General features: G+C 31.6%; 17 protein-coding genes and 1 riboswitch. Of the genes, 15 read left to right on the plus strand and 2 right to left on the minus strand.

All coding sequences use genetic code 11. The features are described from left to right. The first annotated feature begins 3 nt into the window (after window positions 1–3). Entirely contained in the window at window positions 4–1,317 is a 1,314-nt protein-coding gene (locus OW730_RS02735) for an APC family permease (RefSeq protein WP_271227563.1), read from the plus strand. A 66-nt stretch (window positions 1,318–1,383) separates the two neighbouring features. On the opposite strand, the gene OW730_RS02740 is transcribed toward OW730_RS02735, so the two are convergent. Then, complete coding sequence (locus tag OW730_RS02740; RefSeq protein WP_271227564.1) at window positions 1,384–1,905, minus strand: restriction endonuclease; 522 nt, start codon at window positions 1,903–1,905, stop codon at window positions 1,384–1,386. Window positions 1,906–2,129: 224 nt separating this feature from the next. After that, window positions 2,130–2,243, plus strand: a riboswitch (TPP riboswitch). Between the two features lie 241 nt (window positions 2,244–2,484). Here OW730_RS02740 and thiE point away from each other — a divergent pair. From thiE to OW730_RS02785, 9 genes are all read left to right on the plus strand, one after another. Further along, entirely contained in the window at window positions 2,485–3,105 is a 621-nt protein-coding gene (gene thiE, locus OW730_RS02745) for a thiamine phosphate synthase (RefSeq protein WP_271229507.1), read from the plus strand. Window positions 3,106–3,272: 167 nt separating this feature from the next. Continuing rightward, entirely contained in the window at window positions 3,273–3,896 is a 624-nt protein-coding gene (locus OW730_RS02750) for a TetR/AcrR family transcriptional regulator (RefSeq protein ID WP_271227565.1), read from the plus strand. A gap of 1 nt (window position 3,897) precedes the next feature. Continuing rightward, window positions 3,898–4,629, plus strand: coding sequence for an alpha/beta fold hydrolase (locus tag OW730_RS02755; protein ID WP_271227566.1), 732 nt, complete (start codon window positions 3,898–3,900; stop codon window positions 4,627–4,629). Window positions 4,630–5,047: 418 nt separating this feature from the next. After that, window positions 5,048–7,087 carry a methyl-accepting chemotaxis protein gene (locus OW730_RS02760; RefSeq protein ID WP_271227567.1) on the plus strand — a complete coding sequence of 680 codons (2,040 nt, stop codon included), beginning with the start codon at window positions 5,048–5,050 and terminating at the stop codon, window positions 7,085–7,087. 193 nt (window positions 7,088–7,280) lie between these two features. After that, complete coding sequence (gene hgcA, locus OW730_RS02765) at window positions 7,281–8,417, plus strand: mercury methylation corrinoid protein HgcA (RefSeq protein ID WP_271227568.1); 1,137 nt, start codon at window positions 7,281–7,283, stop codon at window positions 8,415–8,417. A gap of 12 nt (window positions 8,418–8,429) precedes the next feature. Further along, window positions 8,430–8,645, plus strand: a complete 216-nt coding sequence (hgcB, locus tag OW730_RS02770) for a mercury methylation ferredoxin HgcB (RefSeq protein WP_271227569.1) — start codon at window positions 8,430–8,432, stop codon at window positions 8,643–8,645. A 214-nt stretch (window positions 8,646–8,859) separates the two neighbouring features. Further along, window positions 8,860–9,156: a hypothetical protein gene (locus OW730_RS02775; protein ID WP_271227570.1), complete on the plus strand. Its 297-nt coding sequence runs from the start codon at window positions 8,860–8,862 to the stop codon at window positions 9,154–9,156. After that, window positions 9,156–9,635 (plus strand): 23S rRNA (pseudouridine(1915)-N(3))-methyltransferase RlmH, encoded by a 480-nt coding sequence (gene rlmH / locus OW730_RS02780; protein ID WP_271227571.1) that lies wholly within the window; start codon window positions 9,156–9,158, stop codon window positions 9,633–9,635. Before OW730_RS02775 ends, rlmH begins: the two co-directional genes overlap by 1 nt. Before the next feature lie 282 nt (window positions 9,636–9,917). Continuing rightward, window positions 9,918–10,862, plus strand: coding sequence for a hypothetical protein (locus OW730_RS02785; protein WP_271227572.1), 945 nt, complete (start codon window positions 9,918–9,920; stop codon window positions 10,860–10,862). Between the two features lie 173 nt (window positions 10,863–11,035). On the opposite strand, the gene OW730_RS02790 is transcribed toward OW730_RS02785, so the two are convergent. Continuing rightward, on the minus strand, window positions 11,036–11,191 hold the full coding sequence (locus OW730_RS02790) for a hypothetical protein (protein WP_271229644.1): 156 nt from the start codon (window positions 11,189–11,191) through the stop codon (window positions 11,036–11,038). A 441-nt stretch (window positions 11,192–11,632) separates the two neighbouring features. On the opposite strand from OW730_RS02790, the gene OW730_RS02795 reads away from it, so the two are divergent. The 5 genes from OW730_RS02795 to OW730_RS02815 all read left to right on the plus strand — a co-directional run bounded on the left by OW730_RS02795 (window position 11,633) and on the right by OW730_RS02815 (window position 16,109). Continuing rightward, the gene (locus OW730_RS02795) at window positions 11,633–11,968 is read left to right on the plus strand and encodes a zinc ribbon domain-containing protein YjdM (RefSeq protein WP_271227573.1); all 336 of its coding nucleotides are present in this window, start codon (window positions 11,633–11,635) and stop codon (window positions 11,966–11,968) included. A gap of 100 nt (window positions 11,969–12,068) precedes the next feature. Beyond that, window positions 12,069–13,253 carry a methyltransferase domain-containing protein gene (locus tag OW730_RS02800; protein ID WP_271227574.1) on the plus strand — a complete coding sequence of 395 codons (1,185 nt, stop codon included), beginning with the start codon at window positions 12,069–12,071 and terminating at the stop codon, window positions 13,251–13,253. Window positions 13,254–13,556: 303 nt separating this feature from the next. Further along, a complete protein-coding gene (locus OW730_RS02805; RefSeq protein WP_271227575.1) occupies window positions 13,557–14,531 on the plus strand; it encodes an ABC transporter ATP-binding protein in 975 nt (324 codons plus the stop codon). Continuing rightward, the gene (locus tag OW730_RS02810) at window positions 14,528–15,331 is read left to right on the plus strand and encodes an ABC transporter permease (RefSeq protein ID WP_271227576.1); all 804 of its coding nucleotides are present in this window, start codon (window positions 14,528–14,530) and stop codon (window positions 15,329–15,331) included. Before OW730_RS02805 ends, OW730_RS02810 begins: the two co-directional genes overlap by 4 nt. A gap of 1 nt (window position 15,332) precedes the next feature. Continuing rightward, a complete protein-coding gene (locus OW730_RS02815) occupies window positions 15,333–16,109 on the plus strand; it encodes an ABC transporter permease (protein ID WP_271227577.1) in 777 nt (258 codons plus the stop codon). The last annotated feature ends 64 nt before the right edge of the window (window positions 16,110–16,173 follow it).

Here is a 16,173-nt window from a genome sequence, read left to right on the forward strand (position 1 = left end):
TATATGGGGAACAAAAGTAAATTAGGTTTATTTAGTATTGTTCTATTAGGTATCAACTCAATCATTGGATCTGGTATCTTCGGATTACCAGGAAAAGCGTACAAGCTTATGGGACCAGCAAGTATGTTAGTTATTATTTTCTGTATGTTATTATCGGTTTCTATAGCGCTTTGTTTCGCAGAAGCTGGAAGTTGGTTTAAAGTTAACGGTGGGCCTTATATTTATGCAAAAGAAGCTTTCGGTGACTTTATTGGGTTTGAAGTTGGGTTTATGAAGTGGGCAATTAGTATTATTGCATGGTCTGCTATGGCAAACTTCTTTGCTAGTACACTTGCAAAAGTATTCCCAGCAGTTGGACATAACCCAGGAAGACTTATTGTAACAGCAGCGATGCTTATTGGATTAGCAATAATGAACCTTATGGGTATTAAAGCATCAAAGGTTGTTAACAATGTTGTTACAATCGGTAAATTAGTTCCATTATTATTATTTGTTATGATTGGTATTTTCTTTATTAAAGGTGGTAACTTTACACCATTTACAATAATTCCAGAAGGACAAACTTATACAGAGGCATTCTTCGCAGCATCATTAATAATATTCTATGCATACACAGGATTTGAATCTTTAGCAGTTGCAGCTGAGGAAATGGAAAATCCAGAAAAGAATATTCCAAAAGCACTTGTTTTAGTTATGTTATTTGTTTCAGTTATTTATGTTTTAGTTATGGCTATCTCTACAGGAGTTTTAGGTGGAGCTTTAGCTGGTTCAGATGCACCAGTTGCTGATGCAGCAGGAGTTATGTTTGGTGGATTTGGTAAAGCATTTATATTAGCTGGTACGATTGTATCAGTTGGTGGTATCAACATGGCTGCTTCATTCCATACTCCAAGATCAGGAGTTGCTTTAGCAGAGCAAGGATTACTTCCTGCGTTTGTTGCTAAGAAGAACAAGCATGGAGCACCAGCAGTTGCTATAATAGTTTCAGTTGTATTATCATTAATATTAGCTGTAACAGGATCATTCTCATTCTTATTACAGATTAGTGTTATTTCAAGATTCCTTCAGTATATTCCTACTTGTATTGCAGTACTAGTATTTAGAAAGAAATACGCTGATAGAGAATCATCATTCAGAATTCCATTTGGACCAGTTGTACCAGTACTAGCTACAGTAGTATCTTTCTGGTTACTTTACAATGCAGCAATCGCAGATCCTAAGAAAATATTAATAGGATTTGGTGGATTAGTAATTGGTATTCCAATGTACTTCATTATGAAGGCTATCAATGGAAAAGCAATGGATATTGAGGCTTAATGTTTGACAATTTTATATAAATAAAAAAGAGGCTTGGTTTTAAAGTAAACCGAGTCTCTTTTTATGTTATATAAGTTGTTTTCGCTTTTTAGAATCAAAAGATGATATTATATTTATTGTTTCATTTAAATCAATAAGCTTTAATCCAACTGATTTACTATATTCAATACAGCCTTTAGAGTAGGCTGATGTAGTTATAATAATACCATTCTTAGCAGGAATCTTATCTCCAACTAAGGCACCAACTAATTTTTGAGCAATTGGTCTGCTCACTTGAGTATTAGTGTAGCATTTGCATTCTACATAATATACCTTATTCAGTTTTCTCAACACAATATCTTTTCCTCCATCGTTACTTTCTTTTGTAATTAAAACCTTATATCCCATAAGAGCAAAAAGGTTAGAGCAAAAGATCTCATATTGTCTTGGAGTCATTGATTTAAGCTTATTTTTGATTTTTAAGCTTTCTTTATGTGAAAGTGAATCATTTTTTCTTTTAAAAATAACAGATGTTAATTTTCTAAATAAGGTGCATGTAATCAATATTATACCTATTCCTGTTAGTGTAAGTACTGGTGTTGTATTCATGTTTATGCAAAAACCCCTTTCTATCATAGAGGTATATGATATATGTACTATAACAATATAGTATACTAATATGCTTTTGTAATAAATAGAGTGCAATACATATTTTTAAAAAGTTAATATTATTGTATTTTAATGGAACAAGTTTTGTAATATTTTAAAGTACCATATATATATAGTTATATTGTTAGAGAATAGAAAGTATGATAATATTAAATTAATTAAATATGTAGGACTAGGGGTGCCAAATAAGGTTGGCTGAGAGAAATACCTTTTGAAGTGTTTCAACCCTTGAACCTGATCTAGTTAATTCTAGCGTAGGGAAGTCGATGGCTGAAAGTTATTAGCGTAAATTTCCTATTGGAGATTTACGCTTTTTATTTTTCCTATGCTATAGAGAATCCATAGTGAAACTTAATTTATTCGTATCTTAAAATCTCAGTGTTTCAATGAGTTTTGAGTATGTATAAATTTAGTTTTCACTTGGAATCTCTATAAGTTCAAGTTTTGTGAGTTAATATTAAAAGGTTTACATTACAAAAATATTGTAGGGAGAAGATGAAAATGAATAAGAATAAGGACATTAACAAAATTGATTATTCTCTTTATCTTGTTACAGATGAAGACATAATTGGGGATAGAGATTTTTATAAGACTATTGAAGAGGTTATAAAAGTAGGAGTCTCAATTGTTCAGTTGAGAGAAAAGAAGTTAAGTTCTCGTGATTTTTATGAAAAAGCAATTAAGCTTAAAGAACTTTGTGAAAAGTACAAAGTCCCATTAATCATAAATGATAGAGTTGATATAGCTATTGCTGCTGATGCTCATGGAATTCATATTGGACAATCTGATCTTCCTTTAAGTATTGTGAGAAGAATGGTTGGAGAAGAAAAAATTGTAGGGGTATCTGTAAGAACAGTAGAGCAAGCTATTGCAGCCCAAGAAGGTGGTGCTGATTATATAGGAGTAGGAGCTATGTATACAACATCAACTAAGACAGATACTGTAAGTGTATCTATTGAACAATTAAGAAGGATAAAAGAAGCAGTATCTATACCTATTGTAGCAATTGGAGGAATAAATAAGGATAATGGTAAAGTGTTGATGGATACTGGAATTAATGGACTTGCTGTAGTATCAGCTATATTAGGTAAAGAGAATGTTGGTGAAGCTACTAGAGGGTTAGTTAACATAGTTAAATAAGGTGAAATTAAAGGGACAGTTCTCAAGAATTTATAATTATAGGTGGTGAATTCTTGAGAACTGTCCCCTTAATGTTATATCAGGCATACAAATATAATATTAAATTGAAATTTATGTAAACAAGTGATATAATTAGAGTGACCATGTGGTCACTAGGGGGTATTGAAATGAAAAAGACTTTTTATAATTTAGATGAAGAGAAGAAAAAAAGAATAATTGATTCATGTATTGAAGAGTTTTCAAGAAATTCATTTGAGAAGGCATCAACAAATAATATTATTAAAGCTGCAGGTATATCAAAGGGGAGCTTGTTTAAATATACCAATTCAAAAGAAGAATTATTCGAGTATGTATTGAGTCAAGTGCTTGAAGAGTTGATTAATTATCAAATAAGTAATATTGATAAAAGTAAAACAGATATTATTGAGAGATTAAAAGATATTATAAACAATGGATTAGAGTTTTATGAACATAACCCTATAAAGTATAAATTTGCAATTAGAGCATTTTTTGATGGTAATGACAGGATAAGATTAAAAGTTCAAAAAATACGAAATGACATTATAAGAAAATATAGAGAGGCACAGTTGGAAGGTATAGATTGGAATCAATATTCAATTCCACCAAAGGAGGTACTGAACATACTTGATATTGTATTAAGTGGAATTAATGTAAGGATGCTTGCTATGATTAATGAGGAGCTAAACTTTGAGAAGTTTAAGAAGCTGATAACAAATGATATAGATGGGGTATTTAATTGTATAGGAAAAGGAATAAGGGGAGGAGAGTAATATGAAATATAATGTCATTGGGGAAAATAATGATAAGGTGTTAGTATTTATCAACGGTGGTGGACTTGGATATTGGATGTGGGACAAACAGAAAGAACTAAGTAAGACTTATAAGTGTATTTTATTTGATTTTCCCGGTCATGGAGAAAATGTTGATAGTGAATTCACTACATTAGATGATTTGGTTGAGGAAATAAAGAAGATAATTGAAAAGGAAAGTGAGAATAAGAAAGCAATTTGGGTAGGTCTTTCAATAGGTGCTCAAACTGTGATGAATGGAATAATGAAGGCTCCAGAATATATTGAGAAAGCTGTTATAATAAGCGGACTTAATAATGAGGTTAAGATAAATAAGGGGCTAATGAATTTTTCCATTTCTATGATATTTCCATTAATTAAATATAGATGGTGGGCAAAATTACAGTCAAAACAATTCAGTTTACCAGATGAATATTTTAATAAATATTATGAGGGCAGTAAGATTGTTTCAAAGAAAACATTATTAAATGTAATGAATGAGAATATGAGTTTTGAATTTAAGAACTTAAGTAATTTTAAAGGAGAAACCATAATTCTTGTTGGTAAAAAAGAAATTAAATCAATGCATAGATCAGCTAAGAAAATAGCTGATTCAATAGAGAATAGTAAACTCATTATATTCGAGAATTCAGGACATGGAATACCATATGAAGAGCCAGAGAGATTAAACAGATTGTTAAATGAGTTGATATAAGTTATAAGGGACAGTTCTCAATAATTTACTAATAATTATAGTAAAATATTGAGAACTGTCCCTTATATAATTTTTGTTTAAATAGTATTTATAAACAACATTGAAAAAATGGAATTATGTTGAAAAATGTAGAAAAATGATGTATAATGTTTCTTATATAGTTGTAGAAGAGTTTATCAAGGAAGATGGTACAAGTTACATAGCTACATTAATATTTTAGATTAAAATTAAATAAATATCTGAGAGGATTGATAGAAAATGTTATTTTTTACAGCAAGAAGTAAACAAGAACATTAACCAGCATAATAATCTTTTAAGCACAGTTATGTAAGTGCTTTATAGTTTTATGCTGGTATTTTTATATAGATTTTAAATTTGAAATATTAATGGATTAAAGAGAAAATGGGAGGAATCAAAGGTGAAAAAGAAATCTAAAAAAAATAGGTCATTTGGAAAACTCACAATTAAAACAAAAATGATTATTTTAGTTTTAGCATTAATAATTATTCCTATTGCAAGTTTAGGAACTATAGCTTATGTAAAGTCTAAAACAATAGTAGAAAAACAATTCAAAAATTCTATGCAGCAATTGAATAATGATATTGAGAAATCAGTTCAACATTATTTTGATGGGTATAAATATGGAATTGAGATGATCAGTAAAAATATTAACGCTGAGGAGATAGTAAATCATCCTGAATATGAACCTTTTTTAATGGATTTATTTAAAGATTACTTGGATAGTTATCCAGATGGAACACACATATATATGGGTACTATAGATGGTGGTTTTAGGATTTATCCTGAATCAAAAATGGACGATGATTATGATCCAAGAATAAGACCTTGGTATAAGAAAGCTACAGAAAAAAAAGAAACTATTTATAGTGATATATATGATGATGTGGTTAATAATAAAAAATCCATTGCTTGTGCTGCACCAGTTTACCAAAATGGAGATAAAAATAAATTAGTCGGTGTAGTTTCAATAACAATACCTTTAGATAAGTTAAATGAAAAAATAAACGCTATTAAGGTAGGGGAAAAGGGATATCCTTATATTTTAGATTCGTATGGTCGTTTTATTACGCATGTTAATAGTGAGCTAGTGGGTAATGAAATTCCTGTTCAAGAAATCAAAGATATGTTGAAAAATAATTCACAAGAGGGACTTGTAGGGTACGATTGGAAAGAATCAGATGGTAGAATTTTGAAGAAATTTTCTGCATATAAGAAAATGACTGATATGGACTGGACTGTTTTATCAGCAGTATATATTGATGAAATAGATGATGATATAAATGGAATGCTTTTTACAGTTATTATAATAGGAGCAATCCTAATTATACTTTTTTCAATTATAGGTTTAATTTTCTCACGTAAAATTTCAGGGGATATCACTAAGGTATCAGAAGAAATGAATAAAGTAAAAGAGGGAGATTTTACAGCAAGATTAGATATTAAATCAAATGATGAAATAGGCAGACTTGCAGAAAATTTTAATGTTATGATTGAAAACGTTAAAGAGCTGTTATTTGAGACAAAGAATGTAAGTGAAGAAGTAACAGATGCAGCAAGGAACTTAGCGGCTACATCAGAAGAAGTTAGTGCATCAAATGAAGAAATAGTAAATTCTGTAGAAGAGATAGCAAGAGGAGCTAGTCAACAAGCTATGGATGCAGAAAATGGAGCAAGGGTTGCATTAAATTTAGATAATAAATTTAATCAACTTGCAAGTAACACTCAGACTATGGCTGAAAATGCAAATGAAGTAATCGGCATAAATACAAATGGAGTTAATGTAGTAAAAGGGCTTAAAGAAAAAACAGATTTAAATAATAAATCTATAAATAAAATTGAAGTTGCAATAAAACAATTAAGTGAACAGTCTAGTGCTATTCAGAACATATTAGAAACAATAGGATCAATTGCAGAGCAGACAAATTTATTAGCATTAAATGCTTCAATAGAAGCTGCTAGAGCTGGAGAAGCAGGACGAGGTTTTGCAGTAGTTGCTGAAGAAATAAGAAAATTAGCAGATGGGTCAAGTACTGCAACTAATGAAATAAAAGAAATATTGAATGCCACAATCCAGGAAAGTAACAATGCAGTTGAAATAATGAATGAAGTTAGAGCTGTTTCGACAGATCAAACTAAGTCAGTAGAAGAAGCAAATAATGCATTTGAAAACATATCAAAATCAATATATGTTATCACAAATAAGATTGAAGAAGTTAGCAAGTATGTTAATGATGTAATGGAAGATAAGGATTTAATTGTAAAATCAATTGAGAGTATCTCCGCAGTATCAGAAGAAACAGCTGCTTCATCAGAAGAAGTAACAGCATCTGTACAACAGCAATCTTTAGCTATTGATCAAGTTACTGAAAGTGCTCAGAGACTTAATGATTTTTCAATAAAGCTTAATGACCAAATAGACAAATTTAAAATACAATAGCTTGAATTTGCAAATTTAAAAATATATTAGAATAATAATAAATAAAGATTAAATAAACCAGTGTATTAACTGATGTAATAAATTTACATAGTTTATACTGGTTTTTTTAATTCATAAAAGATAAGAGTCTTTTGTGAAAATATTGGTTGTAGGGTATAATCTAACTATATTAATAAAGTGAAGGTGAATTATTATGAATGATGAGTTAAATAATAAGGCATGTTGAGCGCCTAAGGAGATTCAGTCTAGGATAGACTATGTAAAAAAACATGGAGACATTGATTTTTCAAAAGAAAAATTTCAAGATTTATCACATATTAAGCTTGGAGAAATAAAAACAGAATGGGGAAATATTGATATAATTGATACTGAAATTAAACAGAGTGATAAAAGAAAAAATATTGGAATACTCTTTGGATGGAAAAGAGATAATTATATGATTAAACCAGGACTTTATGCTATTGGAAATCCAAAACCGTCTTCACCTGTTATTGTTTCATGCAATTATAAATATACCTTTGATTCGGTGAGAAAAGAACTAAACGGTGTTGATTGCTGGATACTCATATTGAATACATTTGGAGTGAATGTATGGTGTGCAGCTGGAAAAGGTACTTTTGGAACAGAGGAACTTATAAGAAGAATTTCAGCAGTAAAATTAGATAAAATAGTTACTCATAAAGTGTTGATAGTACCACAGCTAGGAGCTACAGGAATAAGTTCACCTGAAGTAAGAAAAACATCAGGATATAGAATAGTTTTTGGACCAGTAGAGGCAAAGGACTTAAAAGAATTCATAAATAATAAATTTAAAGCAACAGAAGAAATGAGAAGAGTTAGGTTTACCTTTAAAGATAGATTAAAGCTAACACCATTACAATTTATGCAGAATATAAAGTATTATTTTATAGCACTAATTGTATTATATATTATAAATCTTATATCAATGAAGAGTTTCAGTATAGCTTTGAATAACTCAGTATATCAAAGTATACCTTTTGTTATAGGAGTAGGTATTGCAGCAATAGCATTTCCTTTGTTACTGCCAGTATTACCTTTCAGATCATTTTCATTGAATGGGATATTATTAGGAATAATATATGTAATTCCTTTAATGATGTTCAAGGATTCATTCTTTATCAGTGAAAGTTTATTATGGATAGTATCATATATAAGCTTATTAATAGCAATGATGACAAATATAACTCTGAGTTTTACTGGAAGTACAACATATACCTCTTTTTCAGGAGTATTAAAAGAGACCTTATGGACAGTGCCAGTGTCAATTGTGTTAGCAGTAATATCTATAATAACTATGTGTATAATATAGGGTGGTGAAAAAATGTCCTTAAAATATATAAAAAATGTAGCAACATTGAAATTAGATGTGGATAAGTGTATAGGATGCAAGTTGTGTTCAACAGTTTGTCCACATAATGTGATTAAAATAGAAGATAGAAAAGCAAAGATTGTGGATAAAAACAGATGTATAGAATGTGGAGCATGTATGAAGAATTGTCCAACAGGTGCCCTTTGGGTTAGAAGAGGTGTTGGATGAGTTATTGCCATAGTCAAAGGTAAACTCACCGGCGGTGGGTCATGTTGCTGATGCGCCCAATTACAGAGTGGCTGCATCTCACTGTGTTTATTTGCGTTAATAGAAATAAGAAAAGGTATTTACAAAAACAGTGATTAGTTGGTAAAATTAGGTATAATATTTTGTTTATTAAAATAAAATTAATGGGGATAATTAAAGGGGAAAGGGTAACTATATGTTTTTAAAAAGTTTTACAATACTTGTTGTTGTTGCATTGATTTTAACTATTATGTTGACTATAGGCATGCGTAATTTAAAGGGAAAGTTGAAAATATTAATATTTTTACCTAGTATAGCAATCACGGTTTTTTTAGGTGTTGTATGGGTAAATGCTATTCCAAATTTAGATGATTGGAATAGGCGTTTTTTGTATCTAGGATATTTAACGGTTATGGGAATAATCATAGTTGCAATGAATCTTGTAATATTATATGTACATAAGAAGATAAAAGATAGAAAAGAGGATAATTAATGAACATAACTATAGTTTCTGTTGGAAAGATTAAAGAGAAGTTTTTAAAAGCTGCAATAGATGAATACTCAAAGAGATTGGGAAGATATTGCAAGTTGAACATTATTGAGGTTCCAGATGAGAAGACACCTGATAATGCTTCAGAAAAAGAAGAGGAGATAATAAAACAGAAGGAAGGGGAGTTGATTCTGAAAAAAATCAAGGATACTTCTTTTGTTATTGCATTAGATTTAAAGGGAAATCATATAACATCTGAGGAACTTGCAAAGAAATTCAAGAACTTGAGTGTACAAGGAAATAGCAATATAACATTTGTAATTGGAGGTTCTCTAGGTATAGCAGAAACGGTTTTAAAGAGAGCTAATTACAAACTGTGCTTTTCAAAGATGACATTCCCACATCAACTTTTCAGGGTTATGTTACTTGAGCAGATTTATAGAGCATTTAGGATAAATAGTGGTGAACCGTACCATAAGTAGGTGCGGTTTATAACCTTAGGTATTGATATTACTTGCCTAAGGTTGTTTTTATAGGTGGAAATACCGTATCATAAGTAATGAATAATTAACAAAATATGTTATAATAAAAGAGCAAAACAATTTTCAAGTGAAAGACAAATAGTAATTTGTGTTTTAATTAATGAAATAATAATGTGTAGAATTTATTAGCATGAACTAGGAAAAATAAAAGAAAAATAATATGAAAATAGGTTCTATAAAAGGTTATTGTACTTATATTTAATTTTATAGGAGGAAATAGTAATGTTACTGGATAAGTCATATACTGAAAAACTTGAAAGTTATGATTTTGAAGATATGTTAACAGAACCTACATATGGAGAAGAAGTAGTTAAGTCTGAATTGTCTCAAGGCGCATATGAGTTAATTACAGAATGGCAAAGAGATATATATTTTAATAAAAATTTTTTGAAAGATTATTTTAAATTAAGAAATATGCCTATATATGAAAAAGTTATTGATTTTTTCTGTGTATATGGTGGAAGAACTTTCTGTTATGAAGATTCTTCGTTATTTAACAACACCATACAAATTAGAGGAGGATATACAATTCAAAGTTTTCCAGATCGAGTAGAAGAGAAGGACGGAAAGTTCTACTATAGTTGTATGAATTATCATTATGCAGGAGATTGGGGACCTCATATAGACCAAGATGGAAGAATTTATTCATTTGGTATGGGGGAATATTATAAGCAGGCAGATGATATGGCTGAATTTATGGAACAACAATGGAGTAAGGCAGTTGGGAACCGAGAAAAATTAGGTCATATAATTAATGGTACTGAAAAACGAAAATATTATTTTCGTAATAGTAATATAAACCGTAAGGACAATATATGGCAGAATGTATATGAATATTTAATTTCATATTATATTCCTGAAACAGTTAAAATGATAGAACTTCTAATGTCGTTGATTTTACAAAAAAAGATATCCTTAAATGATGAAAAGGTTAATCAACTTATGGAAATAATTTCAGAAAATCAAAATCTATCTGAAGAATTAGTTATGGATATTGTAGAATTTCTCAGCATTCAGAATAATTCATCGAAAACAATATTAACTATGATAGATGTAGTTTCTAAAATAACATTGAAAGAACGTAAAGAACAATTTTTGATAGATAAGTTAATTCAATGGGAGCATGATTATCCAGAGGTGAAAAATAATATTTTGAGTTTATTGTGATTAAAATCTTTAAATAGAAAAAATTATATAGGTTTATTTTTTATAAAAATTTGATATAATATAAATAAGAAAAGCTTAGTGTTGGTAGCACTAAGCAATCCTTAGAACATTTATTTTGTTTTAGGGCTATTGGACGAATTTAATTAAGTAAATTTTAGAAAGAAGTGCTAATCTTACGAGGATGGAGCACTTTTTTCTTTGCTTTTAACTTCTATATCAAGACCAAGAAATTTAATCTTAATTTTTAAATGATGTATAAAAAGATTATGTTTTAGAATCAATCTAATAACATAAATAACTGAAATACACTTTAAAAAAGTATCAAACATATCCAATACCACCTCCTAAGCTATAGTGAAAGAATTCACCAATAGCCCGTAAGGAGGATAAAATGTTCAAAACCTCCGCAGCCATCCTACTACGGAATTTCTATATTTATACTTTAGAATTATACCATAATTATGTAGAATATATACATAAGAATAAAATGGAAAAATATCATTTATAGTAGTTACGGTGAACCGTACCATAAATAGGTGCGGTTTTTTTATATCTTTTTCATCATAGTATTAACCTGCTCTAAGTGTTGTAATATTTCAGATTCTATATCATAAAATTGTTGCTTGAAAAAGAATTTTAACTAATATTAACAAGCAAAGAGCTAATAAGATAAATCCAGCTAAAAAATGATATAATTATCTTATTAAGATAATTAGAAGTATCTCTAATTGTTAATATATAGTGGAAATAAAACATGAGGAGGAAAATAAATGAAACAACTACCTAATTGCCCTAAATGTAATTCAGAATATACTTATGAAGATGGTCTTTTTTTCGTGTGCCCGGAGTGTGCTCATGAGTGGAATGAAGAAACAATGAAATCTGAGGAAAGAGTTCATAAGGATGCTAACGGAAATATCTTAAAGGATGGAGATTCTGTGACGGTAATAAAAGACCTTAAGGTTAAAGGAAGTTCAAATCCATTAAAGATGGGAACAAAAATCAAGAACATTAAGCTTATAGATGCAGATGATCATAATATAGATTGTAAAATCGATGGATTTGGAGCTATGAAAGTTACATCTATCTATGTAAGGAAAATATAGATTAAGAATATCAGTTACATAATATACTTTGCATTTTAATACACCTACTGCAAAGTAACCCGCTAAAAACTTTGATACAATACTTTCAGGAGGTGAGGTTATGGATTGGCAAAAGCGTATGAACCAAGCTATGGAATATATCGAAAACAATTTATCTGAGAAGATAGAATATAATTTAGCAGCACAATTTATGAACTGTTCAGAATGGGAGTTTCGTCGGATTTTTTCATTTCTAGCTCAAATCCCATTATCTGAGTATGTACGCTGTAGACGATTAACTATGGCAGCCTTTGATATTCAAAAAGGAGCAAAAATAATAGAGGTTGCACAGCGTTATGGGTATGAGTCTCAAGCAGCATTCTCTAGAGCATTCAGTAAATTACATGGTTTCTCACCATCTTTGGCTCGAGACAAAGGGGTAATAATTAATCCCTATCCTCGCCTAACCTTTAAATTAGTATTAATGGAGGGGATTGCAGTGGAGAAAGATTCAAATCAGAGAGCAAGTATCATAGGTGGTGGAGATGTTGGTTTCGCAATTTTAGTGGATAATGATCAAAAGACTATTCATAAAACCAACGAGCATTTTTGGAATATTAAAGGGAATGATGTTATTGGTACAATGGCACTTCCTTTATACGGGGCCTTTATTTCAGAAGAAAAGTGCCAACTTTTAGGGGATATATCAGACCAAAAGGTACTGGAGATAGGTTGTGGAACTGGTCGTTCTTTGCAGTATATAGGTGAGAAAAAAGCTTCAGAACTATGGGGGATAGATATATCAAATGAGCAGATTGAAAAAGCAAAGGAGCATTTAGCAAGTTGCAATCTTTCAGCAAATTTGATATGTTCACCAATGGAAGAGGAGTGTGGAATACCAAGGGATTACTTTGATGTTGTTTATTCGGTTTACGGAATAGGGTGGACAACTGATCTTGAAGGGACCTTTGAGAGAATTGCCTCATACTTAAAGAAAGATGGAGTGTTTATTTTCAGTTGGTCTCATCCTATACACAAATGTGTTGCAGTTGAAGGTGATATGCTGAGTTTTAAAAAATGCTATTTTGATGAATCCTGGTATTCAGTATCACTTGATGGTGATGCAATTTCATTATCTGATAGAAAGTTATCTACGTATGTGAATGCACTGGCAAAATCAGGATTTATAATTGAGGAGATGATTGAGGAATCCCAGAAGGAAATTCTTGAATCTGTAGACAGTAAATTCGCTCAAAAAGCTAAAATGCTTCCTGTGACTTTTGTTATTAAGGCAAGAAAAAGATAATAGTTAAAAACCGTACCATAAATAAATGAGGTTTTTAGCCTTAACCATTGATATAACTTGGTTAAGGCTATTTTAATAAGTGAAAATAATGTATCGCAAGTGAGTGCGTAAAATGTTTTTAATATACAATATTTATAAAAAATGTTATGATATACTATACTGTGGAAGTGTGACGTTAATAGATATTATAAATATAAGATAAATAGTAATTTACCTTAATGGCTAAATTACTATTTATATTTTACAAGGGGAATTGCTATTGATGGATGCTAGAGTGATAACTTTTCATGGGAGGTAATTTTTATGATTGAATTTAAAAATATTAATAAGACCTACCGCGTCGCAAAACGTCAAGCCGGATTAGGTAATGCTATGAAAGCGCTGTTTTCTCGTGAATATGAGAATATCCACGCTTTGAACGATGTTAGTTTTAATATTCAGGATGGTGAAATGGTAGGTTATATTGGGCCAAATGGGGCAGGTAAAAGTACCACTATTAAAATTATGTGTGGTGTTCTTACCCCTGATAGTGGAGAATGTATTATAAATGGACGAACGCCTTGGAAAGAACGTGTCCGTCATGTTAAAGAAATTGGGGTTGTATTCGGGCAACGAAGCCAACTTTGGTGGGATGTGCCTGTTATTGACAGTTTTGAATTGGTTCGAGATATGTACAAGGTTGATGAAAAACGGTATAAAAACAATTTAGATGAACTTTCCCAACTCCTTGATTTAGGGGAATTATTGAAAACCCCCGCGAGAAGTCTAAGCCTTGGTCAGCGAATGCGTTGTGAAATCGCCGCTTCACTGCTACATAATCCCAAAACGCTGTTTCTAGACGAGCCAACAATTGGTCTTGATGCGGTTTCCAAAATTGCCGTACGTGAGTTTATTAAAAAGTTGAATGCAGAGTACGGCACAACTGTTATTCTCACAACCCATGATATGCAGGATATTGAAGCGCTGACTGAGCGCATACTACTAATCGGAAAGGGTAGAATTCTACTGGATGGCAACTTAGATGAGTTGAAGAAACATGTATCAGAGCGTAAGACGCTTGTCATAAAGTATAGGGGAAAAGCGCCTGAAATTTGCGGTGGAATGACACTTGTGGGAGCAAAGAAAGGACAGCTTGTAATATCACTTGATCCGTCAGTTATGCAGGTTTCTCATGGGATTGCGTATCTTGCTGCGCAAACGGAAGTGCTTGACATTTCTGTTTCTGGCATTACAACTGAAGAGATGGTTGCCACTCTTTATAAGGAGTATTCCATATGAAAATGTACATATCAGTATTCCGTATACGGTTTATCAATAACTTGCAATACCGTGCTGTAGCGTTTAGTGGGATTATTACAAACTTTTTGTGGGGACTTATGCAAATATTGGCTTTCCGGGCGATTTATCGCAGTGGCAACTCTAATTTACCAATGGAATTTTCCCAGACAGTTTCTTACATATGGATGTCGCAGGCTTTAATAGTACTATTTAAGGTGGTGTTTGGGGACGAGGAAATTTATTCAGCCATTAGAACGGGATCTATTGCCTATGAGCTGGTACGTCCAATGGATTTATATGGTCGATGGTTTTGCCAGTCTGCAGCCAATCGCGTGGCATTTACAATGCTAAACGGCTTTCCTGCGCTACTTGTGGCATTTATTATGCCGAAGCAGTATAGAATGTCCCTGCCACATAATTTCGGTGTGTTTTTCCTATTTTTACTGTCAACAGTACTTGCATTATGCGTAGTTGTGGCATTTGCTATGCTTATATATATTTCCTTGTTCTATACACTGTCTCATAGAGGTATAAAAATCATAGTAACTGCTTTTACAACTTTTTTGTCTGGGGGAGTAATACCTTTGCCTTTTTTTCCAGAGCAGGTTCTTACAGTTGTTGAACTGCTTCCCTTTGCGGCAATGCAAAATATGCCCCTTCGCATATATACTGGGGATATTGTAGGTGCTGATGCATTGAAGGGGATTGCCTTTCAAGTATTTTGGTTCTCGGCGCTGTTGCTCATAGGACAGTTTACTATGCGCCGCACTCTGAAAAAAGTAATTGTGCAGGGGGGATAATATGAAGGTGTATTTTAATTTAATAGCTTTGAACCTGAAAAGCCAGATGCAGTATAAAGTTTCTTTCTTTTTAACAACACTGGGACAGTTTATTACGGCGTTTACATCGTTTTTTGGCTTATATTTTATTTTTTCACGGGTTAATGCCATAGATGAATTCACATACGAGCAAGTGCTCCTAAGCTTCGCGGTCATGATGGCGGCTTTTTCACTTGGGCAGATGTTGGGAGGCACATTGGCTGTTTTCCCCCGGATGCTTGGTAATGGCCAATTTGACCGCGCTCTCGTTAGGCCGAGAAACATCATATTACAGGTCCTAATGCCTAATATGGATTTCACACGACTTGGTTTACTGGTACAGGCTTTGATGGTGCTATGTTATGCAATTCCTATCAGTGGAATCACGTGGACATGGGAAAAAATTCTGACTTTATGTCTAATGATATTTTGCGGAGGAGTTCTGTTTTTTGGATTATTTCTCTTTCAAGCAGCATGTTCATTTTTTACAGTTCAGAGCTTGGACTTCATGAATATTTTTACTTATGGTGCAAGTCAGTTCGGGAAATACCCATTCTCGGTGTATGGTAATTTTGTATTGAAATTTTACACATTTGTGATTCCTCTGGCATTGTTTCAATATTATCCATTATTGTATTTACTGGACAGAGAACAGAACAGGCTTTTTATGTTTTTACCGGTGATATCATTGCTATTTTTGATTCCCTGTTATGCATTTTTTAAATTTGGCATGAGGCGATATAAATCAATTGGTTCATAAGAGTATATAAAGACTGTATAGGCAATAGATACGAGTTAAGTGAATAATTACATCTTAAGACTTT

It is taken from the genome of Oceanirhabdus sp. W0125-5, assembly GCF_027938815.1.
Lineage (GTDB): Bacteria > Bacillota > Clostridia > Clostridiales > Clostridiaceae > Oceanirhabdus.

Coding starts and splice junctions, on each gene's coding strand:
- OW730_RS02735 (WP_271227563.1), top strand. CDS start 4: ATGGGGAACAAAAGTAAATTAGGTTTATTTAGTATTGTTCTATTAGGT.
- OW730_RS02740 (WP_271227564.1), bottom strand. CDS start 1,905: ATGAATACAACACCAGTACTTACACTAACAGGAATAGGTATAATATTG.
- OW730_RS02750 (WP_271227565.1), top strand. CDS start 3,273: ATGAAAAAGACTTTTTATAATTTAGATGAAGAGAAGAAAAAAAGAATA.
- OW730_RS02755 (WP_271227566.1), top strand. CDS start 3,898: ATGAAATATAATGTCATTGGGGAAAATAATGATAAGGTGTTAGTATTT.
- hgcB (WP_271227569.1), top strand. CDS start 8,430: ATGTCCTTAAAATATATAAAAAATGTAGCAACATTGAAATTAGATGTG.
- OW730_RS02775 (WP_271227570.1), top strand. CDS start 8,860: ATGTTTTTAAAAAGTTTTACAATACTTGTTGTTGTTGCATTGATTTTA.
- rlmH (WP_271227571.1), top strand. CDS start 9,156: ATGAACATAACTATAGTTTCTGTTGGAAAGATTAAAGAGAAGTTTTTA.
- OW730_RS02785 (WP_271227572.1), top strand. CDS start 9,918: ATGTTACTGGATAAGTCATATACTGAAAAACTTGAAAGTTATGATTTT.
- OW730_RS02790 (WP_271229644.1), bottom strand. CDS start 11,191: ATGTTTGATACTTTTTTAAAGTGTATTTCAGTTATTTATGTTATTAGA.
- OW730_RS02795 (WP_271227573.1), top strand. CDS start 11,633: ATGAAACAACTACCTAATTGCCCTAAATGTAATTCAGAATATACTTAT.
- OW730_RS02800 (WP_271227574.1), top strand. CDS start 12,069: ATGGATTGGCAAAAGCGTATGAACCAAGCTATGGAATATATCGAAAAC.
- OW730_RS02805 (WP_271227575.1), top strand. CDS start 13,557: ATGATTGAATTTAAAAATATTAATAAGACCTACCGCGTCGCAAAACGT.
- OW730_RS02810 (WP_271227576.1), top strand. CDS start 14,528: ATGAAAATGTACATATCAGTATTCCGTATACGGTTTATCAATAACTTG.
- OW730_RS02815 (WP_271227577.1), top strand. CDS start 15,333: ATGAAGGTGTATTTTAATTTAATAGCTTTGAACCTGAAAAGCCAGATG.